18 protein-coding genes are annotated in these 22,333 nt (G+C 70.8%); 12 read left to right on the forward strand and 6 right to left on the reverse strand.

Annotation, left to right across the window (positions count from 1 at the left end):
- Window positions 1-45: 45 nt before the first annotated feature.
- On the reverse strand, window positions 46-1,011 hold the full coding sequence (locus ACIOD2_RS40875) for an ABC transporter substrate-binding protein (RefSeq protein WP_400550557.1): 966 nt from the start codon (window positions 1,009-1,011) through the stop codon (window positions 46-48).
- Window positions 1,012-1,197: 186 nt separating this feature from the next.
- Between ACIOD2_RS40875 and ACIOD2_RS40880 the strand changes: the two genes are divergently transcribed.
- The 6 genes from ACIOD2_RS40880 (at window position 1,198) to mdlC (ending at window position 10,623) form a co-directional block, all read left to right on the forward strand.
- On the forward strand, window positions 1,198-3,951 hold the full coding sequence (locus tag ACIOD2_RS40880; protein ID WP_400550559.1) for a nitrate- and nitrite sensing domain-containing protein: 2,754 nt from the start codon (window positions 1,198-1,200) through the stop codon (window positions 3,949-3,951).
- Between the two features lie 12 nt (window positions 3,952-3,963).
- Entirely contained in the window at window positions 3,964-4,641 is a 678-nt protein-coding gene (locus ACIOD2_RS40885; protein WP_400550561.1) for a copper homeostasis protein CutC, read from the forward strand.
- 421 nt (window positions 4,642-5,062) lie between these two features.
- Window positions 5,063-5,275: a hypothetical protein gene (locus ACIOD2_RS40890; protein WP_400550563.1), complete on the forward strand. Its 213-nt coding sequence runs from the start codon at window positions 5,063-5,065 to the stop codon at window positions 5,273-5,275.
- A gap of 47 nt (window positions 5,276-5,322) precedes the next feature.
- The gene (locus tag ACIOD2_RS40895; RefSeq protein ID WP_400550565.1) at window positions 5,323-6,273 is read left to right on the forward strand and encodes a hypothetical protein; all 951 of its coding nucleotides are present in this window, start codon (window positions 5,323-5,325) and stop codon (window positions 6,271-6,273) included.
- Between the two features lie 1,008 nt (window positions 6,274-7,281).
- The gene (locus tag ACIOD2_RS40900; RefSeq protein WP_400550567.1) at window positions 7,282-8,928 is read left to right on the forward strand and encodes a protease pro-enzyme activation domain-containing protein; all 1,647 of its coding nucleotides are present in this window, start codon (window positions 7,282-7,284) and stop codon (window positions 8,926-8,928) included.
- Between the two features lie 108 nt (window positions 8,929-9,036).
- Window positions 9,037-10,623: a benzoylformate decarboxylase gene (gene mdlC / locus ACIOD2_RS40905; RefSeq protein WP_400550569.1), complete on the forward strand. Its 1,587-nt coding sequence runs from the start codon at window positions 9,037-9,039 to the stop codon at window positions 10,621-10,623.
- Here the strand turns inward: mdlC and ACIOD2_RS40910 are convergent.
- The 5 genes from ACIOD2_RS40910 to ACIOD2_RS40930 form a co-directional block, all read right to left on the reverse strand.
- Window positions 10,617-10,784 (reverse strand): hypothetical protein, encoded by a 168-nt coding sequence (locus ACIOD2_RS40910; protein ID WP_400550571.1) that lies wholly within the window; start codon window positions 10,782-10,784, stop codon window positions 10,617-10,619. The genes mdlC and ACIOD2_RS40910 overlap by 7 nt on opposite strands.
- A 389-nt stretch (window positions 10,785-11,173) precedes the next feature.
- Window positions 11,174-12,037, reverse strand: a complete 864-nt coding sequence (locus tag ACIOD2_RS40915; RefSeq protein WP_400550573.1) for an ABC transporter ATP-binding protein — start codon at window positions 12,035-12,037, stop codon at window positions 11,174-11,176.
- A gap of 17 nt (window positions 12,038-12,054) precedes the next feature.
- The gene (locus tag ACIOD2_RS40920) at window positions 12,055-12,888 is read right to left on the reverse strand and encodes an ABC transporter permease (protein ID WP_400550575.1); all 834 of its coding nucleotides are present in this window, start codon (window positions 12,886-12,888) and stop codon (window positions 12,055-12,057) included.
- Complete coding sequence (locus ACIOD2_RS40925; protein WP_400550577.1) at window positions 12,885-13,655, reverse strand: ABC transporter permease; 771 nt, start codon at window positions 13,653-13,655, stop codon at window positions 12,885-12,887. The genes ACIOD2_RS40920 and ACIOD2_RS40925 overlap by 4 nt, the downstream gene beginning before the upstream one ends.
- Window positions 13,656-13,662: 7 nt before the next feature.
- Window positions 13,663-14,676, reverse strand: a complete 1,014-nt coding sequence (locus tag ACIOD2_RS40930; protein WP_400550686.1) for an ABC transporter substrate-binding protein — start codon at window positions 14,674-14,676, stop codon at window positions 13,663-13,665.
- Window positions 14,677-15,392: 716 nt separating this feature from the next.
- On the opposite strand from ACIOD2_RS40930, the gene ACIOD2_RS40935 reads away from it, so the two are divergent.
- The 6 genes from ACIOD2_RS40935 (at window position 15,393) to ACIOD2_RS40960 (ending at window position 22,270) form a co-directional block, all read left to right on the forward strand.
- A complete protein-coding gene (locus ACIOD2_RS40935; protein ID WP_400550688.1) occupies window positions 15,393-18,614 on the forward strand; it encodes a nitrate- and nitrite sensing domain-containing protein in 3,222 nt (1,073 codons plus the stop codon).
- A 20-nt stretch (window positions 18,615-18,634) separates the two neighbouring features.
- A complete protein-coding gene (locus tag ACIOD2_RS40940; protein ID WP_323325667.1) occupies window positions 18,635-19,096 on the forward strand; it encodes a roadblock/LC7 domain-containing protein in 462 nt (153 codons plus the stop codon).
- Window positions 19,097-19,121: 25 nt separating this feature from the next.
- On the forward strand, window positions 19,122-19,916 hold the full coding sequence (locus ACIOD2_RS40945; protein WP_400550579.1) for a DUF742 domain-containing protein: 795 nt from the start codon (window positions 19,122-19,124) through the stop codon (window positions 19,914-19,916).
- Entirely contained in the window at window positions 19,897-20,505 is a 609-nt protein-coding gene (locus ACIOD2_RS40950; RefSeq protein WP_247017872.1) for an ATP/GTP-binding protein, read from the forward strand. The genes ACIOD2_RS40945 and ACIOD2_RS40950 overlap by 20 nt, the downstream gene beginning before the upstream one ends.
- 403 nt (window positions 20,506-20,908) lie before the next feature.
- Complete coding sequence (locus ACIOD2_RS40955) at window positions 20,909-21,325, forward strand: roadblock/LC7 domain-containing protein (RefSeq protein ID WP_323324241.1); 417 nt, start codon at window positions 20,909-20,911, stop codon at window positions 21,323-21,325.
- Window positions 21,326-21,331: 6 nt separating this feature from the next.
- On the forward strand, window positions 21,332-22,270 hold the full coding sequence (locus ACIOD2_RS40960) for a DUF742 domain-containing protein (RefSeq protein ID WP_400550582.1): 939 nt from the start codon (window positions 21,332-21,334) through the stop codon (window positions 22,268-22,270).
- Window positions 22,271-22,333 lie beyond the last annotated feature (63 nt).

Consider the following 22,333-nt stretch of genomic DNA (forward strand, 5'->3'; position numbering starts at 1 on the left):
CTCCTCAAGTAGACTGAGTGCAAAAGTAGACCAGGTGAAGCGAAGTTAGTAACTGTTTTGATCCGGCAGGAGCGACTGGACGTCGAGGCGGTTCGTCAGCTGGCCCGAGTTGTGCATCAGGTCCGCCACGCGCTGCAGCCGGATGCCGTTGAGCGACGCCGGGTACGAGCCGAGGGAGATCAGCGCCGCCGTCGTCGTGTCGATGTCGGAGAACTTCGGGAGCGAGTCGCGGACGATGGCCGGGTCGGTCGCGCTCTGCTGGGCCGCGCCGAGCGCCGTGCGGAACGCGGCGAGCGTGCGCGGGTTGGCCTCCGCGAACGGCTTCGCGGCCGCGTAGCCGGACAGCGGGAAGTCGAGCGTCGCGCCGCGGGCGCCGTCGGCGAGGATGTGCGCGCCCAGGTCCTTCTCGGCGCGGGTGATGTACGGCTCGGCCATCAGCGCCGCGTCCGCGTCGCCCGCCTGCAGCGACTGCGGCATCTGGTCGAACGGCACCTGCTTGAACTTGATCTTCGCGACGTCGACGCCCGCGGTGCCCAGCACCGAGCGCGCGGCGAGCGCGCCGATGTCGTCGAGCATGTTGACGGCGATCTCCGGTGCCTTCTTGGCCGTCGGCACGGTGTAGTCGGAACCCGGCAACGTGACCAAGGCCATGGTGTTCGGGCCGGACGTGTACGCCTCGCCCTGCAGTTGCAGCGGCTGACCGCCGGCCGCCGCGCGGAACATCGCGATGTCGCTGGCGAAGGTGACGTCGAGGTCGCCGGAGGCCAGCTTGGCCAGCCCGTCACCGGCGCCGAGCTCCACGAGCTGCACTTTCAGCCCCGCCGGGCCGAACTTCCCGGCCCCGACGGCGATGCGCAGCGGGGCCGTGTCGATGGCGTTGCCCACACCGACACGCAGAGTGGTCCGTTCCAATGGCGGTGGCGCGGCCGTCGAACCGGAATTGAACAGGCTGCAGCCCGAAGTCGCCAGCAGCGCCGCTACCAGCGGAATCGTGAGTCTGCGTCTGATCATGAACCTTCACCTACCGCGAGAATCTGATTCTCGTGCTGGATCGTATGGTCCGCGCCCCATACGATCGCGGGCAGGGCCGTATCGCGCCAGCGCGGCTTTCGGATCTTCATGAAGCGGGCTACCGTTCAGTAGGTTCGAGGTGTCGGTAGGTCCGCGGGTTCCTCCCGCGGTGGAAAAGGAAACCAGGTGACCCGTCGCGACAAGCGTCCCCGCAAGGGTGGCGAGGCGGCGGATCCGCGTCCGGCCGGTGGCCGCTGGAGACTGCGGAACTGGCGCCTCGGCACGAAACTCTTCGCCGTCCTGCTCATTCCCGCGCTGGCGGTGATCGCGCTCGTCGGCCTCCGGATCAGCTCGGACCTGCGTGACGCGCAGCAGCTCGCGGAGTTCGCCACCCGCGGCCGCGTCGACAGCACCGTCGCCGAAGCCATCCACGAACTCCAGCGCGAGCGCGACCTCACCGTGCGCTTCGTCGCGCAGAGCCGCCAGGGCGACACCGCGGACCTCGCCGGCCAGCGCAAACGCGTCGACCAGGCGATCGGGACGTTCGAGCGGACGCTGGCCGACAGCAAGCCCCGCCTCGACGCGAAGGCCGCGGACAGCCTGCAGCAGACCGACGACCGGCTGCGCGTGCTCGGCGGCCTCCGGTTCTCCGCGGAGCACTCCGCGTTCCCGGCCGACGCCGTGCTGCGCTCCTACAGCGAGCTGATCTCGGGTCTGCTCGACATCAGCGACTCGGCCGCCGCCGACGTCTCGGACCCCGAGCTCGCGCGGTTGCGCTTGGCGGGCAACGCACTGGCCCGGATCAAGGACCAGATGTCGGTCAAGCGCGCGGTGATGGCGGAGGCGCTCGCCGAGGGCACGCTGAGCCGCGACCGCACGCGCGCGCTGCTCGGCGCCGAGGCCGAGCTCGACGCCGCGCACAACGACTACCGCACCTTCGCGACCCCTGACCAGCAACGGATGTTCGACGACACGGTGATCGGCCTGGTCGTCGACATCGGCAACGACATCGTCGAATCCGCGCTCACCCGCACCGAAAACGGCCAGAACCTCTCCGGCCTCGACCCGAACCAGTGGGACACCTCGGCGACGCACACGGTGAACCTGGCCCACCAGGTGCAGCAGGCGCTGCTGGTCCAGTTGCAGGAACGCACCGACACCCTCGCGTCGCAGGCGCGCACCGCGGCGCTCTGGGACGGCGGCGCCGTGCTCGCCGTGCTGCTCGTCGCGGGGGTGCTCTCGGTCGTCATCGCGCGTTCCCTGTTGCGCCCCTTGCGGATCCTGCGCCGCACGGCGCTGGAGGTGGCCGAGCACCGGCTGCCGGCGGCGGTGCAGGGCCTGCTCACCGACCCCGAGCCCGCGCCGGAGAACCTCCGCAAGCGCCTCGCCGTCGCGCCGGTGCCGGTGTTCACCCGCGAAGAGGTCGGCCAGGTGGCGCGCGCGTTCGACGCGGTGCACGGCGAGGCCGTCCGGCTGGCGGGCGAACAGGCGATGCTGCGCGAGAACGTCAACGCGATGTTCGTCAACCTCTCGCAGCGGAGCCAGGACCTCGTCGAACGGCAGCTTTCGGTGCTCGACCGGATGGAGGCCGACGAGCAGGACCCGGACACCCTCGCCGGGCTGTTCGAGCTCGACCACCTGGCGACGCGGATGCGGCGCAACAGCGAGAACCTGCTGGTGCTGTCGGGGCACGACTCGGTGCGCGGGGACGACGGCGCGGTCGCGGCCGACGAGATCGTCGGCGCCGCGCTCTCGGAGGTCGAGCACTACCAGCGCATCGAGCTCGGCCCGGCGCCGCAGGTCGCGGTCCGCGGTGAGGCCGTGAACGACCTCGTGCACGTCGTTTCGGAGCTGCTGGAGAACGCGACGCGCTACTCCGGCGACGGCACGGTCACCGTGGGCAGCGCCGAAACCCACGACGGCGACTGGCAGATCGAGATCACCGACCACGGCGCCGGCATGCCGCAGGCCGAGATCGACCGCACCAACGCGCGGCTGGCGAACCCGCCGGACGTCGACGTCGAGGTGTCGCGCCGGATGGGCCTGTACGTGGTCGCGACGCTCGCCAAGCGGCACCGCATCGACGTCCGGCTGAGCGCCGCCGACCGCACCGGCCTGGTCGCGACGGTGCTGGTGCCCACCGCGCTGATCGTCGAACTGCCACCCCTGCCCGCGCCGCCGCTGCCCGCCGAGCCGCCGGTCGCCCCGGAGCCCGAGCTGCTGGCGCCGCTGGCCCCACTCACGCAGCCGGAACCGGAGCCCGAAGGGCCGGAAGAGCTGACGCCGCCGTCGATCGAGGCCGGCCCGCCGCGCCGCGCGCCGGTGGTGGCGCGCGACCACGCCCCGGAGTGGCCCACCGCCGAAGACGACATCCACCTGGACTTCGACGCCCCGACCGAGCGGATGCCCGCCTACCGCGACGTCCTGTCCCGCTGGTTCGACGCCTCCGCGCCGCCCGAGCAGCCGCGCCGGGCGGCGGAACCCCGTCCGGTCGCCGAGGAACCGCGGCCGGTCGAACCCGAGCCGCGGCACGCGCTGTCCGCCGGGCTGCCGGCCCGCGAACCCGCGCCCGTGCCCCCGCCACCCCCACCGCCGCCGCCCGTGCCACTGCCGGTGGCCGCCGCGCCGAACCCCGACGACGAGGACACCGACCCGCAGTTCCCGCCGGTCGCCCCGCCCGCCGTGCTCGCGCAGCCGTCCGCCGCGATCGAGCCGGAGTACCAGTGGCCGACGCCCGCGGAGCTCGAGCAGGAGGACGGCGCCGAGGACACCTGGCCGTTCCTGCAGCCGGCGGATTCGGCCGCCAGCCCGGGAGCGGTGCCGGAGCAGCGGCCGATACTCTCTCTTTCCCCGGAAGCGGTGCGCGAACGGATGACGAGCCTGCAGGGCGGCTTCCGGCGAGGGCGGCACGCGAGGGGAGAAGACACCCGGAACCAGTGAAACGGATGAGGCATGAGCTCGAAGACGCCCCTGCTGGAAGTGATCGCGCTGGACGCGGCGGACGCCGAAGGCGCGCAGGCGGGCGGGGCGGACCGCCTCGAACTGGTCGCGGACATGGCCCAGGACGGCCTGACGCCCTCGCTGGAGACGCTGCGTGACGTCCGGTCGGCGACCGATCTCCCGATCCGGGTCATGCTGCGGGACAACGGTTCCTTCGCCGCCGGCGACATCGAGGGCCTGCGCGCCGACACGGCCCGGCTGATCGACGCGGGCGCGCGCGAGTTCGTCTTCGGCTTCCTGAACTTCGACAGCGAAATCGACCTCGACGCGTGCGAAGCACTCATCAAGGAGATCGACGGCCTGCCCTGGACGTTCCACCGTGCCATCGACCGTACGCGCGACCCGCTGCGCGCGTACGACCAGCTCACCTCGCTGGGCTGTGACACGGTGCTCGCCGCGGGCCACCCGAACGGCGTCGGCAGCGGCCTGTCGGTGCTGCAGCGGCTCGCGCAGCGCGAGACCGGGCCGGAGCTGCTCGTCGGCGGCGGCCTGCGCGCCCAGCAGGTGCACCTCTTGCGCGCGGGCGGGGTGCGCGGGTTCCATGTCGGCAGCGCCGTGCGGCCCGGCGGCTGGCAGTCGCCGGTCGACGCTGAATCGGTTCGCAACTGGGTGGAACTCGTCAAGTCCTGATCGAACTGCGGAATTCTGCGGCGGATCGGAGGACGATAACGAGATCCGTCGAATGGCAGTGCGCACTCCGGTAAGCGATTCCCGCTCGATGAAATTGCATTTCGAAAGTGCAGGAGCCAGGCGCGGGTTGCGCGTGCAGGTGCACGCGCAACCCAGGGTTATGACCTGGTTGGCGGCTGATTTGGGGCCGAGCCAGTGGCTACGGTTGTCCCGCATTTCGCGATCTGGCCATGTTCAGGAATCGTTCTGCAAGTGCGGGAGGCGGCGCTGTGTGCGCGCGTATTCAGTTCAAGACGAGCTCGTCGCGAGACCGGCAAGAACCGAAGAACACGACCGTCCGATGGGTCTCCGCCGCGTGGGGGCGGCGGAATACCCGCGATTACCGGGCTGCCGCGCCCGGAACGAGCCGGAAGGTCGCATCGTGACCAGTGCGATACCGCGGCAGCGCGGAACCGGAACCCCCGAAGACGAGTACGCCCGGCTGGGTCTCGGCGGCTCGCTCGCCCTCACCGGCCTCCTGGCCGCGGTCAAGATCGCGGAAACCGCCACGGGTGTGGTGCTCACCGCCGCCGGGGTGCTGCCCGGCGCCAACCCCGCGAGGGAGCGGCCTGAGGCCTGGCCCGGAGGGCAATGACCGGGAGCTGCCAGTAGCGGTGGCTCTCTAGGAGACGGAGGGCTGCCATGACCGGCAGTGACGGCCGGGACCCGCGCGACTTGCGCGTGGGCCTCACCGACGTGCGGCGGCTCGAGGAAGCCGTCGCGGAACTCCGGGCCCGGGACTACCGCTACGGCGGCGGGTCCTGCGCCGAGGCGATCGAGGCACGCCTGCCGGCCGCGGCGGAGCTGCTGAACGGCACGATGCGGGACGCGGTCCTGGTGCGGCTGTGCACCGTCGTCGCCGACCTGTACAACCTGGCCGGCTGGACGAGCTTCGACGAGGACCGGCCCGCGGCCGCGCTGAGCGCGTTCGCGCGGGCGCTGGAGCTGGCCGTCGAAGCCGGGAACCACGACCTCCAGGCCAACATCCGCTACCGCACCGGCCGGCTGCACCTGCACTACGGCGCGGTCGACGCGGCGCTGGCGGAGTTCGCGCAGGGGCGGGAAGCGGCGCGGCGGGCGCGTTCCCCGCGCGCGCAGGCGATCCTGTCGGCCAACCAGGCGTGGGCGTACGCGAAGAAGGCCGACGTCGCCGCGGCGCTGACGTACCTGCGCCGCGCCCGCACCGAGTTCGCGGCCGCCGACGAGACCGAGGTGTCGCCGTGGGCCGCGTTCTTCGGGGCCAACGACATGGCGGCGATGGCCGGCACGGTGCACGGGGAGCTGGCCCAGGTGGTCGACGTGCGGCACGGCCGCGACGGCATCCGCGCCCTCACCGACGCGATCGCCGGCTACGGCCCCGACATGACGCGCAGCCGGGGCCTGACGGTGATCTGGCTGGCCACCGTGCACGCACTGGACGGCGACCTCGACGTCGCCGCCCGCACCGGGCAGGAAGCCATCGAGCTGGCCGGCGCGCTGCGGTCGCCGAGGACGCGGCAGCGGCTGCGCACGCTCTCGGCCGCGGCCCGCCGGTTTTCCGGCGACGCGCACGCCCGGGAGATCGTGGAGCGCATCGAGGAGCTGCCGCACTGATCGGCCGCTCGAGCGGCCAACGCGGTGCCCGGAGTAGCCAACGCGGCGCCTGCGGCGGTCGACACGATGCCGGAGTGGCCAATGCGGTGCGCGGAGTGGTCAACACGGCGCCTACGACGGTCAGCACGATGCCGGAGTGGACAACGTGGTGCGCGGAGCGGCCAGCACGATGCCGGAGTAGCCAACGCGGCGGCTGAGGCCGCCAACGCGGTGCCCGGGGTCGCCGACTCGGTGCGCGGAGCAGCGCCCGAAGCAGCCAACACGATGCCTGGAGCAGCCAACGCGGCGCCTGCGACGGTCAACACGATGCCGGAGTGTCCAACGTGCTGCGCGGAGCGGCCAGCACGATGCCGGAGTAGCCAACGCGGCGATTGAGTCCGCCAATGCGGTGCCCGGGGCCGCCGATTCGGTGTGTGGAGCGGCCAACACAGCGCCCGGAGTGGCCAGCACGATGCCCGGAGCAGCCAACACGGCGCCTGCGACGGTCAGCACGATGCCGGAGTGCCAACGCGGTGCGCGGAGCGGTCAACACGATGCCGGAGTAGCCAACGCGGCGGGTGCGACGGTCAACACGATGCCGGAGTGGCCAATGCGGTGCCTCGGGGCCGCCAACGCCGGTGCCCGGGGTCGCCGACTCGGTGCGCGGAGCGGCCAACCCACCGCCCGAAGCGGTCAACACGCCGACGGCCGAAGTCCTGGGCCCCGTGTTGGCTACTCCCGTCGCTGTGTCGGCCCTTCCAGGCGGTGTGTCGACCGTTCCGGCCGGGCTCGGCGCGGCTGGCGAACGCCGAAACCGGCATCCCCGGAACTCCCCACCAGTATCCCGACACTTCGGACAATAATCGTTTTACCATGAAAAGGTAAACAAGCCGGAAAACGAAAATGGGAACCGCGAAACGGCAGACAAAAGTAGGTTCCTTGCCGCGAGATCGGTTTCTTATGCTTCTCGGCAACCTGCGGCGAGCATTCCGCGCAGGCCCGGTCCCCACCGCCGAGAGGAATTCTCCCATGCGCTTGCGCAAGCTCGTCGCGGCCGCTGTGCCGCTGCCTGCGTTGCTCGGCCTCGCCGTGGCCGTCCCGGCCGCCGCGGCGTCGGAACCCCTGGTCACGCTGTCCGACTCCGCCGCGCCACTGGTCAACAGCGACCGCACCGGCGAGGTCGCCGGCGCGCAGCAGATCACCGCGGCGCTCTCGCTGAAACTGCACAACCAGCAGGCGCTGGAAAAGTTCCTCGCCGATGTGCAGAACCCGGCTTCGCCGCAATACCACCACTTCCTCACGCCCGCGCAGTTCAATGCCGAGTTCGGCCCGACGCAGGCGGACGTCGACAAGGCCGTCTCATTCCTCGGGAAGGCGGGGGCCACCGGGATCGAGGTTTCCGGCAACCGGCAGGCGATCACGTTCAGCGGTTCGGCGGCGCAGCTCGAGGCGGCGTTCCACACCGGGATCGGGACCTACCACGACAAGTCGTCCGGCCGGAACTTCTTCGCCAACGACGCCGCGCCGACCGTGTCCGCGGACGTCTCGGGTGTCGTGGCGAACGTCGTCGGCCTGGACAACCACGCCGTGCGGACGCACTCGGCCAAGGCCGCCCAGCCCAACGTCGTCAAGTCCGTCACCCCGCCGATCCTCAAGACCGCCTACGGCACCAGCGGTCTCTCGGCGACCGGCAGCGGCGTGAAGGTCGGCTTCGTCGAGTTCGACGGCTACAAGAAGGCCGACGTCACCAAGTACGACAGCCAGTACGGCCTCTCGGCGGGCACGGTGACCACGGTTCCGGTCAGCGGCGCGAACTACGACTCCGCACCCGGTGACGGCCAGATCGAGGTCGAGCTGGACATCGAGGTCGTGCACGCGCTGGCCGCGGCGGCCAACGACTACGTCTACGAGGCGCCCAACTCGAGCGCCGGCGAGCTGGCGATGTACCAGAAGATCGCGTCGGACCACACGGTCAACGTCGTCTCGATCTCTTGGGGCGCCTGCGAATCCGCCGAGGGTTCGAGCGGCGCGAAGAGCGTGAGCAATGCGATCGCGACCGGCACCGCGGAGGGCATCTCGTACTTCGCGGCGGCGGGCGACGACGGCACGACCGACTGCTACCGCCAGACCGGTTCGACGGCGAAGGCCGTGGACTTCCCGGCGTCCAGCCCGAACGTGACGGGGGTCGGCGGCACGCAGCTGACCGTGACGTCCTCGAACGCCTACAGCAGTGAGAAGGCGTGGAACGACGGCGCGTCCAACGGCTCCACGGGCGGCGGCATCTCGACGGTCTTCACGGCGCCGTCGTGGCAGTCCTCGCAGAGCACCACGAACCGCAAGGTCCCGGACGTCTCGGCGGACGCGGCCAGCGGCTCGGGTTACTACATCTACACGGCGGGTGCCTGGGAGACGGTCTGGGGCACGTCGGGCGCGGCCCCGCTGTGGGCGGCGTTCGCCACGCTGCAGAACCAGGTCCACGGCGGCGGGCTCGGCAACCTGAACCCGAAGTTCTACTCGATCGGCAACGGTTCCTCCTACGGCACGGGCTTCCACGACGTGACGACGGGCAACAACACCCTGCACGGCACGACCGGCTTCACCGCCGGCACGGGCTACGACCAGGTGACCGGCTGGGGCTCCTTCAAGGGCTCGGGCCTGTCCGGCCTGATCGGCTGATTTCCAAGTAGGTCCGTGAAGGCCACCTTGAGGGACTCAGAGTCCCTCAAGGTGGCCTTCACGGCTTTCGGTGGTTTCTTTCGCAGCGCTAACGGTTAGCCTGGGGGCATGCTCAAGCGCACGGTGCTGGACGCCTCCCGCGAGCTCCTCCGGGAGCTCGGCCTCACCACGGTGTTCGGCAACCCCGGCACCACCGAGGTGCCCTTCCTGACCGACTGGCCGGACGACTTCTACTACATCCTCGGGCTGCAGGAGTCCGCCGTCGTGGCGATGGCCGACGCCTTTTCCCAGGCCACGCGCCAGGCCGTGCTGGTCAACCTGCACTCGGCGGGCGGCGTCGGGCACGCGCTCGGCAGCGTCTTCACCGCCTACCGCAACCGGACGCCGCTGATCATCGTCGCCGGGCAGCAGGTGCGGTCGCTGCTCCCGCACGATCCGTTCCTCGGCGCGATGGACGCCGCGGAGTTCCCCAAGCCGTACGTGAAGTGGTCGATCGAGCCGGCCACCGCCGAGGACGTCCCGGCCGCGCTCGCGCGGGCCTACCACGTCGCGACGCAGGCGCCGTCCGGTCCGGTTTTCGTGTCCGTTCCGGCCGACGACTGGGCCGTCACGACCGAGCGCCCGATCATCTCCCGCCCGCGCATCCGCGGCTTCGCGCCGGATCCGGAGTCGATCGCCGAGGCCGCCGCCGCGCTCGCCGCCGCCGAACGGCCGGCCATCGTCGTCGGCGGGGCGGTCGACCAGGACGGCGCGGTCGAGGAGGCCGTCGCGCTCGCCGAACGGCTCAACGCCGGTGTCTGGGTCGCGCCGATGTCGTTCCGGTGCTCGTTCCCGGAGAACCACCCGCTGTTCCAAGGGTTCCTGGACCCCGAGCGCGGCGCGATCTCGGACAAGCTGGCCGCGCACGACCTCGTCGTCGTGCTCGGCGCGCCCGCGTTCACCTACCACGTCGAGCGCGGCCGCGGTGAGGCTCCGCTGCCGCCGCTGCTCATCGTCAGCGACGACGAGCAGATCCTGGCGCGCGCTTACGAAGGCACCGCCATCCGCACCACGCCGAAGCTCGGCATCCGGGCGCTGACCGACGCCGTCGGCGAGACGAGCCGTCCCGCGCCCGCGCCGCGGCAGCGGCCCGCGAAGCCGGACGGCAGCGTGCTCACCGGGGCGTACGTCTACGCGACCCTCGCGGAACTGCTGCCGGAAGACGCCTTGGTCGTCGAGGAGACGCCCAGCCACCGCGGTGTCCTGCACGACCACCTGCCGATCACCTCGACCGACACCGGCTTCCTCACGATGGCCAGCGGCACGCTCGGGTACGGCGTCCCGGGCGCGGTCGGCGCGGCGCTCGCCCGGCCGGACCGCACGGTCGTCGGCGTCGTCGGGGACGGTTCGAGCATGTACGGCATCCAGGCGCTCTGGACGGCCGCGCGCCAGGAACTGCCGGTGACGATCGTGATCCTCGACAACACCGAGTACGCGGCGGTCCGCATCCTGGGCGACGCGATCGGCGGCGCCAAGCTCCCGGGCACCCAGCTGGGCGGGATCGACTTCTCGGCCCTGGCCGCGAGCATGGGCTGCCAGGGCATCGCGATCACCGAGCCGGCTTCGCTGGCCCCGGCCCTGACGGCCGCGCTGGCCGACAAGCGCCCGACGCTGGTCCACGTCCGGGTCGTCGCGGAGAACACGACGATCTACTGACGCACCACCATCGCCGCGGCGTCGACCGGGGTCGTGATGACCCCGGTCTTCAGCAGCAGGTGCGGCACCCGCTGCAGCTGCCGAGCGTCCAAAGTGGACTTCAGCGTCAGCAGGACGGTGGCGGCGGCCGTGTTCGGATCGACCTTCGCGTACTTCACCATCAGCGGCTCGATCTTCTCGCGGTCCGCCGAAGCGTCGCGGCCGCCATCGCGCGCTGGAACGCTGCCAGGGTGCGGGGTGCCGACGAGGCGAGTGCGCCGAGCGCCGCGTAACCGCCGGTGGGGTCCGCGCCCACCGAACGGTGCGCCTGCGTGATGAACGGCTCGGTGAGGAACCCGGCGCGAGATCGGCCGCCGAGTGGATGTGCGCCGCGCCCTTGCTCTTCGCCACGAAGAACGGCGTGTAGCTGAAGTAGGCGACATCGACTTCACCGCTGACCAGCTTCGTCAGGGACGCCTGCCCGGTCGCCGCGTCGGTCGTCTCGACGTCGAGGACGGCGCGCTGGAAGAAGAGCCACCCAGCGCGCTGCACCCCGTCAACCCCGGATGCGTCAGCGCCGGGTCTTGGACCTCGCCTGCTGCCCCTTGGCCTGCTCGGCCATCGCCCACTCCGCCGCGTCGGACGCCGCCTTGGCGGCCTCGTCCGGGGTGCCGCCGTGCAGCAGCCGCGCGACTTCGCCGCGCAGCGTCACGAACTCCAGCGACTCGCGGGTCGCGATCTGGTCGCGGTCGGCGGGCAGGTCCACCCGCAGGTCCGCGACGATCGAGGCCGGCGACTTCGACAGCACCAGCACCCGGTCGGACAGGTACACGCTCTCGTCGATGTCGTGCGTGACGACGAGGATCGTCGTGCCCTGCTCGCGCTGCACCCGCCGGGTGAGGTCCTCGAGCTCGAACCGCGTCTGCGCGTCGACCGACGCGAACGGCTCGTCCATCAGCAGCAGCGACGGCCGGCTGGCCAGCGCGCGGGCGATCGACACCCGCTGCTGCATGCCGCCGGACAGCTGCCACGGGTACTTCCCGCCGACGTCCGCGAGGCCGACGTGCTCCAGCGCCTCGGCGGCCCGCTTGCGCCGCTCGCCGCGCGAGATCGAGCGCCACCGCAGCGGGAACTCGACGTTCTTCTGCACCGAGAGCCACGGGAACAGCGACCGGCTGTAGTCCTGGAAGACGACGGCGAGGTCGTCCGGCACGCCGTCGACGCGGTCGCCGTGCAGGCTGACCGTGCCCTCGGTCGCCGGGGTCAGCCCGGCGACGCAGCGCAGCAGCGTCGACTTGCCGCAGCCGGACGGGCCGACGATGCTGGCCAGCTGCCCGGCCTCGACGGTGAACGAGAGGTTGTTCACGGCGGTGTGCGCCTTGGCGCCGGAGCCGTACCGGTGACTGACGCCGGACACTTCGAGCATGGTTGACATTGAGGGCCTTTCCACCGTCAGTCGCGGCCGAGGCGGGCCGGCTGCCAGGCCAGCACCCGTCGTTCCGCGGCCAGGAAGATCGTGTTGAAGACGTAGCCGAGGATCCCGAGCAGCACCAGCCAGGACCACATGGTCGGGAAGTCGAAGTCCTGCTGGGCGTTCAGCAGTGAACGCCCGATGCCGAAGGAGGAGCCGACCAGTTCGGAGACCACCATCAGGAGCAGCGCGATGGACAGGCTCACCCGCAGCCCGGCGAAGATCTTCGGCGCCGCCGCGGGGAGCACGACCATGGTGATCCAGTACGCCTTGGGCGTGCGGAACGACCGGGCCGTCTCCACCTTGACCTGGTCGACCGAGCGGACGCCGTCGACCGAGTTGAGCAGCACCGGCCAGATCGCGCCGAAGATGATCGACCCGGTCTGCATGCCCGAGCTCAGCCCGAACAGCACCACGAACACCGGGATGAGCGTGGGCGGCGGGATCGAGCGGAAGAAGGCGAACAGCGGCCCGAGGTAGTCCATCGCCTTCGCAGACCGGCCGACCAGCACCCCGAGGACGATACCGACCACGGACGCCAGTGCCCAGCCGCCGAGCATGTGAGCCAGGCTGGGGAACACGTTGTCGAACACCGCGTCGGTGAGGAAGAGGTGGTCGGCGGGACCGGTGAACCACAGGTTCACCGCGCGGACCGCGATCTCCGACGGCGGCGGGAAGAACTTGCTGCCGGCCGCGCGGGCGGCGAACTCCCAGATCACCACGAGGATCGCGAAGAGCAGCCAGTTGCGCAGGACCGCGGTCGCGCCGCGGACGGCGCGCCTGCCGACGCGTCCGGAAAGAGTCGCCGCGGTCACGCGATCGCCTCCCGGTCCACCGTGCTCCAGCGGAACATCCGCTTGCCCACCTGCTCGAGTCCTTCGTTGATGAGGTAACCCAGCACGCCCGCCACGACGGTACCGGCCAGCACGAGGTCGAACCGGGTCGAACCGGTGCTGGCGACCAGGATGAAGTTGCCGAGGCCGACCTCGGAGCCGGCCAGGAACTCGGTGCTGACGACGGCGATCAGCGCGATGGTCGCCGACAGCCGGACACCGGTGAAGACGAACGGCGCGGTGAACGGCAGCGCGACCGACGTGAGGATCCGGAACCGGCTGGTCCCGCTCGCCCGCGCGGTCTCCATCAGCACCGGGTCGATCTCGCTGATCCCGTAGACCGTGTTGAACATGATCGGCCACAGGGCGGCGTACACCGCGAGGGTGATCTTCGCTTCCGGGCCGGAGCCGATCACCAGCAGCACCAGCGGGATGAGCGCGGCGACCGGGATCGGCCGGAGGAACTCGACGATCGCGGCGGTGGCGTTGCGCAGCACCGGGATGCTGCCCAGCAGCAGTCCGGCCGGCACGCCGACGACCACGGCGATCAGGATGGCGATGAACCAGGCCAGCATCGTCGCGACGACGTCGCGGACGAAGGAGGGGTCACCGAGCAGTTGCCCGACGGTCACGAGGACGACGCTGGGCGGCGGGAAGAACGTCTTGCTGACCAGGCCGATCTGGACGACGACCTCCCAGAGCAGGAGGAAGCCGACCAGACCGGCCAGGTTGCGGAGCAGCTTGGTCACGACGTCGTCAGCCGGCACTCGCCTGCGGGGCGATCATCGGTGCGGCCTCGACGGCCGTCGTGATGGCACCCAGCTGGAGCAGGAGGTCGGGGACGCGCTGCATGCGCCGGGCGTCCAGGACCGAGCCGTAACCGGGGATGGTCAGCAGCTTCGCGGTGTCCTGGTCGATCTTCGCGTACTTGACGAGCAGCGGCTCGACCTTCGACCGGTCGCCGATCGCGTCGCGGGTGGCCTTCTGCATCGCGCGCTGGAAGGCGGCGAGGGTCTTCGGGTTCGACTGGACCCACTTCTTGGTGGCGCCGTAGCCGGTCAGGGGGAAGCCCTGGCTGGCACCGGTGTTGATGTCGATCACCGGGGTGGCACCGACGTTCTTGGCGGCCTGGGTGATGAACGGCTCCGGCAGGTAGGCGGCGTCGACCTGGCCCGACCCCAGCGCGGCGGCGATGTTCGGCAGCGCCAGCGGGACCCAGACGACCTTGTCCGACGGCACGCCGTGGTCCTTCATCACGGACTTCGTCAGCAGGTCGGAGGCCGTGTTCTTGGCGGTGATGGCGATCCGCCTGCCGGCGAGGTCGCCGACCGTCTTCACCGGGGAGTTCGGCACGGTGACGATGGCGTTGCTCTTCGCGTTCACCGAGGAGCCGTCGGCGACGAGCTGCATGTCGGCCGCGCCCGTGGCCTTCGCGATGAAGAACGGCGTGTAGGTGGAGAGCGCGATGTCGGCTTCGCCGGAGATCGACTTGGTCATCGACGCCTGGCCGCTGGCCGCCACGACGGACTTGACCTCGAGCCCCTCGGCCTTGAAGTAGCCGCCGTCCTGGGCGAGCCAGAACGGGCCGAGGTCGGTCGTGGGCAGGATCGACACCGTGAGGTTCGTCTTCTCCAGGCCGCCACCCCCGCTCGACGAGGTGTTCGAGCTGTCCGAGCCGAGCGCACTGCAGCCGGTGAGGGCTGTGGCGGCCGCGGCGGTGAGGGCGAGCCCGAGCACGGCGCGGCGAGTACGAACCCGGCCGCTGCTCATGGCGATTCCAAGCAAGGCCTGCTCCTTGACGAAGGTGACGGTGGGTGTACCGAATCCAGCGGAAGTGCGTGACTCATTGTCCGAGCCACGCGGGCCACTGTAGAGAACGTGACAGCCCGCTCACAACGGGTAGAAGCAATACCCGAGAGAGTGGTGCGTGTCACTCTTTAGGATTCTGGTCTAGACCCACTGCTCCACTCGCCGTAGCTGAATACCCAGCGTAGGGCCAGAAACTGGAAAAAGAGATCACCAGCTGTACGTCTACTGAGCGAACGCTGTGCAACATCCTGCGCGTGTTGTCGGGAGGGTTACATCTTCCCCTGCCGTTCGCTACCCTCTGCACCTGCGGGGAGGTATCAACCTCCGATGTAGTGAGAGAGAGTGCCTGGATGGCCGATCAAGACGACCCGCTTCGGTCTACCAGGACACGCTGTGCTTTTCCTGAGAGATTCGCCCCCGCAGCAGAGACCACAGCCAGGCCGGGCACTACCGCCGCGCCGGTGGGATAAGGCCGACCAGACCGATGCAAGACCAGCGCAGGGACCCGACCGTGATGCTCCAGCTGAACCGATTCCGTCCGGGAGGACGGCGTTCGGGCACCCCCGTCGAAGACGATCTTTTCACCCGTACGGGTACCGTCTCGCGCTGGGCTCCGACCGACCGGCCGTTGCGCCGGTATGCCAGGAGCGTGCGTACGAGTGGCTGAAGAGAACGTGATGCGCCCTGGCGGGCGATGGACCGATCAGGGCTTTACGAGCACAAACGATGATGGTGGTGCGGCGGTGCCGAACGAAGACGCCGCGGGGGTGGGAGGGACCCCTGCGCAGTCGCCCGGAGGAGATCCGGGGAAGAAGTCCGGATTTTTCTCCGGCATGCGTGACTGGCGGCTGCGGTCCAAGCTGGCCGCGGTCCTGATCATCCCGACCCTGACCGCGTCGGTGCTGGGGGCACTGCGCGTGGTCGACGACGCCCAGCAGGCGGCGGAGTTCCAGCGCACGGCCGACCAGGTCGCGTTCGCGGTCAAGGTCACCACGGTGGTGCACGAGCTGCAGAACGAGCGCGCGCTGGCCGTGGCCCGGATCTCGTCGGGCAACTCGTTGCTGCAGACGGGCCTGGACTCCGAGATCGCCAAGGTCGACCGCGAGGTCGCCGATCTGAAGAGCTCCGCGTCCGGTCTCAAGAACGACGACCAGGCGACGACCGACCGCTACGCCCGCGGTATCCAGCGCCTCGACGCGCTGCGTCCGCTGCGCGCGGCCTACGGCGCGCAGAACGGCCTGCCGGACATCACCGTCATGACGGCCTACTCCGGCATCATCGACGCGCTGATCGAGCTCGGCCGCGAGGTGACGACCGCGGTCACCGACCGGGACGTGCTCCGCCTCGGCACGAGCACGCAGGCGATCAGCGAGGCCAAGGAGTTCACCGTCCGTTCGGACGCGGACCTGCAGATCGCGGCGTACCGCACGACCTTCCCCGGTGACCTCCTGGACCAGACGCGTGCGTCGGCCTCCAGTGCGGACGCCTCGGTCATCTCGTTCCTGGCGAACGCCGACGACGACCAGCGGCAGCTCTACAACGACACCTACTCCGGCCCGGAGGTCGACGACCGGCGGCGGATCCAGACCAACGCCTTCGCCTTCGCCCAGCAGGGTGACGCGCCGAGCATCGACCCGTCGGTGCTCAGCAAGGACAGCACGGTCTCGGCGGACAAGCTGCACGCCGTCGAGTCGAACCTGCTGGCCCAGCTGAAGACCCGCGCGGACGACCTGGCCACCCAGGCCGTCAACTCCGCCTGGATCGGCGGTGCCATCGTGCTCGCCGCGCTGGCCGCCGCGATCGCGCTGATGCTCATCGTCGCCCGCCTGATGCTGCGCCCGCTGCGGGTGCTGCGGAAGAGCGCGCTGGACATCGCGTACACCCGGCTGCCCGAAACCGTGCAGGGGATCCTCGACGACCCGGACCCGGTCGGCGCCTCGAAGCGAGCCGTCCAGCCGGTCCCCGTCAACACCCGCGACGAGATCGGCGAGGTGGCGCGCTCGTTCGACATCGTCCACGAGCAAGCCGTCAAGATGGCCGCCGAGCAGGCCCTCCTGCGCGAGAACGTCAACGGCATCTTCGTGAACCTCTCGCGCCGGTCGCAGCGGCTGGTGGAACGCCAGCTCGGCGTCATCGACCGGCTCGAGGCCGACGAGCAGGACCCGGACCACTTGGCCAGCCTGTTCGAGCTCGACCACCTGGCCACCCGGCTGCGGCGCAACGGTGAGTCCCTGCTGGTGCTTTCCGGCGCCGGCCTGGCCAAGTCCGTGCCCAAGCCGGTGCCGGCCGCCGACGTCATCGGCGCCGCGGTGTCCGAGATCGAGCAGTACGCCCGGATCGAGGTCGGCATCGTGCCCGACGTCGCGGTCCAGGGCCTCGCGATCCACGACCTCGTGCACGTCCTCGCCGAGCTGCTCGACAACGCGACCTACTTCTCCGAGCCGGAGACGAAGGTCATCGTGCGGGCGGTCGTCACCCGCCGGAAGGCGCTGGCCATCCAGGTCACCGACCACGGTGTCGGCATGAGCGACGAGCGGCTGGCCGAGGTCAACTCGCGGCTCGCCGAGCCGCCGGACCTGGACGTGTCGGTGACCCGGCGAATGGGTCTGTACGTGGTCTCGCGGCTGGCCAAGCGCCACGGCATCGAGGTCCGGCTGCGCGAGAACGAGGACATCGAGGGTGGCGTCATCGCCCGCGTCGTCGTCCCGGCGGAGCTGCTCACCCACCTCCGCCCGGGCCAGCGGCAGCAGACCCAGACGCCGCCGCCGATGAACCGGTCCGAGACGTCGATGTCGCTGCCGAGCATCCCGGTCCCGTCGATGCCCGACTTCGACCAGACGCAGAGCTACGCGAAGACCCCGCCGCCACCGCCTCCGCCGCCGGCCCCGCCGTCGCACCCCCCGGTGCCGAGCCAGGGCGGCCTGGTCCCGCTGGACCAGCCGATCAGCCTGGACGACCTGGTCAGCGGCGGCCGTGCGGCCGGACCGTTCCTGTCCCCGGAGCTCCCGAAGCCGGAGACGCCCGCCTGGCCGACCGCCGAGGACCTGGCCCCGCTGACGCCGTCGGCGAACGGCGACGGGGCGAGCCACAGCGCGGACACGCAGTTCCAGCCGCTGGTGCTGCCCAAGCGCGAGCCGAAGTACGTGCCCCCGGAGGACCCGCCCCAGGCGCCGCCCCCGGTCCCAGACGTCGGCCCGTCGGCGCTCGAGGACGATGTACCCACCCGGCGGCTGCCGATCTACCAGTCGGTGCTGTCACGCTGGTTCAGTGAGGGCGACGAAGCGGGTGCGGCCGATCCGGTGCCGCCGCAGGGCGACGCCGGCGACGACCCGATGCTGCCGCCGCTCACCAGCCCCGTCGACGAGCCGCGGCACGAGCAGCCCCAGCGGGAGCACGTCCGCGAACGCGAGCCCGTCCGCCAGCGGGAACCCCTCCGTGAACGGGAGCCCGTTCGCGAACGGGAGCCCGAGCCCGTTCCGGAACCCGAACGGGTGGACGAGCTGCTGCCGACCGCGGCGACGCGGCACCCGCTGCTCCCGCCCGACGACGGCTGGCACAGCGCCTCCGACGAAGGCTGGAACGCGGCCCAGTCGCTGCTCGAGGCCAAGGACGAGGAGATCACCCCGGCCGGGCTGCCCAAGCGCGTCCCGAACGCCTACCTGGTGCCCGGGTCGATCAACAGTCCCTCGTCCGGGGCGCCGGCACAGAACAACTTCGCGGACAACACCGGTGGGAGGCCCGGAACGGGTGTGATCACCCGCTCGGCGTCCACGGCGCGGAGCCGGATGGCAAGCTTCCAGCGTGGGTACACGTCCGGGCGGCACGCGTTGAAGGAACGCACGGACGAAGACGGTGGCGTTCCGATGAATGGCAACACCACAGACAGCAGTGAGGAGTGAAAGTGACACGGGCGGGTGCAATGCAGCCGGGTGGCTCCGCGCAGCCGGGTGGCTCCGCGCAGGCCAAGGCGGGTAATTCCGGCAGCTTCGCTTGGCTGATCACGGATTTCGTGCACCGGGTGCCCGGCGCGGCCCACGCGGTCGTGGTGTCGGCGGACGGTCTGCTGCTGGCGGCCTCTCGGGGTCTCCCGAAGGACCGGGCGGACCAGCTGGCGGCCGTCGCGTCGGGGCTCACCAGCCTCGCGCGGGGCGCGGCCAAGGTGTTCGAAGGCGGCACGGTCGCGCAGACCGTGGTCGAGATGGCCAACGGCTTCCTCTTCCTCATGTCGGTTTCCGACGGTTCCTGTCTGGCGGTCCTCGGGTCGCCCGAGAGCGACATCGGCCTGGTCGTCTACGAGATGACCCTGCTGGTGGAGCGGGTCGGCCAACAGCTGACTCCGGAAATGCGGGCGCAACTGCAGGGCGCAGCGGTCCGCCGCTGAGGACCGGGGAACCGAGGAGAGAGCCGTGGATGACGGGCGCTTGAGGGGCGATGGCCGGCTCGGTGACGACTTCTCCGGCGGGTGGTCCGAGCAGCCGGGACCGGACGACGGCCGGGAGGACTGGCAGTCCTTCCGGGAACGAGTCGACCGCGAGTGGCGGACGCGCCGGGTACAGGCCTCCGACAGCGACCCCGTCCGGGAGCCGCCGAACTGGCTGACCGACAGCAACGCGGGGCAGGAGCCGATCCGGCCCATCCAGCCCGGCAGCAACGAGTACCGCGACCGGTTGCTCGGCGGGCCGGGTGCGGAGCTGTTCGGCGGCGCGAGCGGGCCGCTGTACGACGCGGCGGACTTCGCCGCGTACAGCAACGGCCGCGACCGTGACTACTCGTCGGGACCGGACTCCGGGGAGCTGGCCGCGGCGTTGCCGCGCCAGGCCCACCAGGAGTACGTCGACGAGCCGCCGGCGACCGAGATGGAGACCTCGGGCCTGGTCCGGCCCTACTTCCGGACCAGAGGCCGGACGAAGGCGACCCTCGATCTCGCGATCGAGGCGCTGATCTCGACCAGCGAACAGGGCCGGATGCTCGACCGGGTCCGGGTGCCCGAGCACCGGTCGATCTGCGACCTGTGCCTGGACACCCGGTCGGTGGCCGAGGTGGCGGCGCTGCTGCGGCTGCCGCTCGGCGTGGTGCGGGTGTTGATTGGTGACGTGGCGGGGCTCGGGCTGGTGCTGGTGCACTCCAGCAACCAGAACGTGGGCGACCGGCCGAGTATCGAGTTCATGGAAAGGGTGCTCAGTGGGCTTCGGAGAATTTGACTCCGACGCGAACGCGCCGCAGGTGACGGGTCCGACCTCGTCGGCCAAGATCGTGGTCGCCGGCGGGTTCGGTTCGGGGAAGACAACGATGGTCGGGGCGATCTCGGAGATCGACCCGCTGACCACCGAGGCCATGATGACCGAGGCCAGCGTCGGACACGACGACACCTCGGCCACGCCGAACAAGACCACCACCACCGTGGCGATGGACTTCGGGCGTATCTCGCTGGACTCGGACCTGGTGCTGTACGTGTTCGGCACACCGGGTCAGCACCGGTTCTGGTTCATGTGGGACGACCTCGCGGTCGGCGCCATCGGCGCGGTCGTGCTGGTGGACACGCGGCGGCTCGCCGACGCGTTCCCCTCGATCGACTTCTTCGAGAACCGGAAGCTGCCCTACGTCGTGGCGATCAACTGCTTCGACCGGCTGCTGCACCACCAGATCGAGGACGTCCGGCACGCGCTGACCATCGCGCCGTCGGTCCCGATCATGGCGTGTGACGCGCGCGAGCGCGACTCCGCCAAGCAGGTGCTCATCTCGGTCGTCCAGCACGCGATCGCGCACGATTCGGCGTTGCGCGCGGGATAGCCCGATGACGCCCCGAACCGGATGCGGCCGTTGGAGTGAACTCCGCGTGCTTCACCCACTTCGGGGAGTGCGGCGGCCGTCCGGAGCAGTGCCGGGCGCCGCCGGTTCGGTACCGTCGAGGACAGGGCCGCCCGGCCGGGCCACTGGAAACCCGGCTGACCTGCGCGAACGTCCCGTCACCTCGGGGCGTGCCCGCGGTCGCGGAGCGTCCTGCGAACGTGTGGACCCGTCCGGGTCGATGCGGTGCGCAGCCATGCGCACACGTAGGGTGCGCAGCGGTCATCCGGTGGTCGGCTCGACACCACCGGCGGTGCGAATACGCTTTACGGAGGCGTCGTCGACCGGCCGTGCCGGCCACTCCGGGGTGCGGCGCGCGGCGCCGCACGAACAAGGAGGGGCAGTAGTGACGGCATCCGGCCAGGGCACATTCGGCTGGCTCATCACGGACTTCGTGCGCCGGGTACCCGGCGCTGCCCACGGCGTCCTGGTGTCGGCCGACGGTCTGCTGCTGGCGCCGTCCGAAGGCCTTCCCCAGGAGCGCGCCGAGCAGCTGTCCGCGGTGGCCTCCGGACTGATCAGCCTGACGCACGGAGCCGCACGCTGTTTCGAAGCGGGCGGGGTCAACCAGACCGTGGTGGAGATGGAGCGCGGGTACTTGTTCCTGATGTCCGTTTCGGACGGGTCGTCGCTGGCGATCCTGGCCGCGCCGACGTGCGACATCGGCACGGTCGCCTACGAGATGACCCTGCTCGTCGAGCGGGTCGGCCAGCAGATCACCCCCGAGCTGCGCGCACAGCTGCAGGGCGGCGTGCGTGGGTAGGACACGATGAGGATTTCGGGATTCGACGATCCGGACTCCACCGGCTGGGACGCACTGCACCGCGGCACCGAACGTGAGGGTTTCGACTCGCCGAGCAAGTTCGACATGTCGACGTTGTCGACGATCATGCCGCGACGCCGTCCGGCCCAGACCTCGCAGCCGTCGCAACCTGCGCAGCCGAAACCGGACCCGCAGGGCTACACCGACGAGGACACCCGCGAGTGGGGTTCCTCCGCGTCGTCGGCCGAAGACGACGGTTATGACGACGGCTACGACCCCGACCAGCCGGAATGGCAGGACGAGGAGTCGTACGAGCCGGAGCCGCCGCCGGTGGAGACCTGGACGCCGCCGCGTGGCGCCGGCCGTTCCCCGGCCCCGCGCCCGCCCGCGCCCCGGCCACCGGCCCCGCGTCCACCCGTCGCCAGGCCACCCCGCGCCCAGGCGCCCCCGCCGGCGTGGGCCCCGCCGGCCGACCCGCGGACGGGCTGGACACCACCGCCGGACCCGGAGACCCGCTGGATCCCGCAGGCCGAGCCGTACGGCTACGAAGAACCGGCCTGGAACGAGCCGGCCGTGCGCGCGGCGAGCCCGGTGCGGGTGGGCTCGGCGGGTTCGCGGGTGCGCCCGTACACCCGCACGGGCGGCCGCACCCGGTCCGACCACAACCTCGCGCTGGAGGCGCTGGTCTCGACGTCCGACGACGGCCGTCGCTACCGCGGCGTCCGGTCGGTCGAGCACCGCCGGATCTGCGACCTTTGCCTGGACACACGGTCGATCGCGGAGATCGCCGCGCACCTGCGGCTGCCGCTGGGCGTGGTGAAGGTGCTGGTCGGCGACATGGCCGACATCGGACTGGTACTGGTCCACCACACGGAGCTGATCCTGGGCGACCGCTCCTCCCGCGACTTCATGGAACGCGTCCTGGCCGGCCTGCGAGCCCTCTGAGAACGCATCTTTCACGGCGAAAGCTCGGCTCTGGGCGGGTCGAAGCGGAGCTTTCGCCAGGAA

It is taken from the genome of Amycolatopsis sp. NPDC088138, assembly GCF_044741685.1.
Lineage (GTDB): Bacteria > Actinomycetota > Actinomycetes > Mycobacteriales > Pseudonocardiaceae > Amycolatopsis.

What these genes read in the sequence shown, in the direction of transcription:
- ACIOD2_RS40885 (WP_400550561.1), top strand. Translation starts at nt 3,964, where the DNA reads ATGAGCTCGAAGACGCCCCTGCTGGAAGTGATCGCGCTGGACGCGGCG.
- ACIOD2_RS40940 (WP_323325667.1), top strand. Translation starts at nt 18,635, where the DNA reads ATGCAGCCGGGTGGCTCCGCGCAGCCGGGTGGCTCCGCGCAGGCCAAG.
- ACIOD2_RS40875 (WP_400550557.1), bottom strand. Translation starts at nt 1,011, where the DNA reads ATGATCAGACGCAGACTCACGATTCCGCTGGTAGCGGCGCTGCTGGCG.
- ACIOD2_RS40960 (WP_400550582.1), top strand. Translation starts at nt 21,332, where the DNA reads ATGAGGATTTCGGGATTCGACGATCCGGACTCCACCGGCTGGGACGCA.
- ACIOD2_RS40915 (WP_400550573.1), bottom strand. Translation starts at nt 12,037, where the DNA reads ATGTCAACCATGCTCGAAGTGTCCGGCGTCAGTCACCGGTACGGCTCC.
- ACIOD2_RS40895 (WP_400550565.1), top strand. Translation starts at nt 5,323, where the DNA reads ATGACCGGCAGTGACGGCCGGGACCCGCGCGACTTGCGCGTGGGCCTC.
- ACIOD2_RS40930 (WP_400550686.1), bottom strand. Translation starts at nt 14,676, where the DNA reads ATGAGCAGCGGCCGGGTTCGTACTCGCCGCGCCGTGCTCGGGCTCGCC.
- ACIOD2_RS40900 (WP_400550567.1), top strand. Translation starts at nt 7,282, where the DNA reads ATGCGCTTGCGCAAGCTCGTCGCGGCCGCTGTGCCGCTGCCTGCGTTG.
- mdlC (WP_400550569.1), top strand. Translation starts at nt 9,037, where the DNA reads ATGCTCAAGCGCACGGTGCTGGACGCCTCCCGCGAGCTCCTCCGGGAG.
- ACIOD2_RS40935 (WP_400550688.1), top strand. Translation starts at nt 15,393, where the DNA reads ATGCGCCCTGGCGGGCGATGGACCGATCAGGGCTTTACGAGCACAAAC.
- ACIOD2_RS40910 (WP_400550571.1), bottom strand. Translation starts at nt 10,784, where the DNA reads ATGGTGAAGTACGCGAAGGTCGATCCGAACACGGCCGCCGCCACCGTC.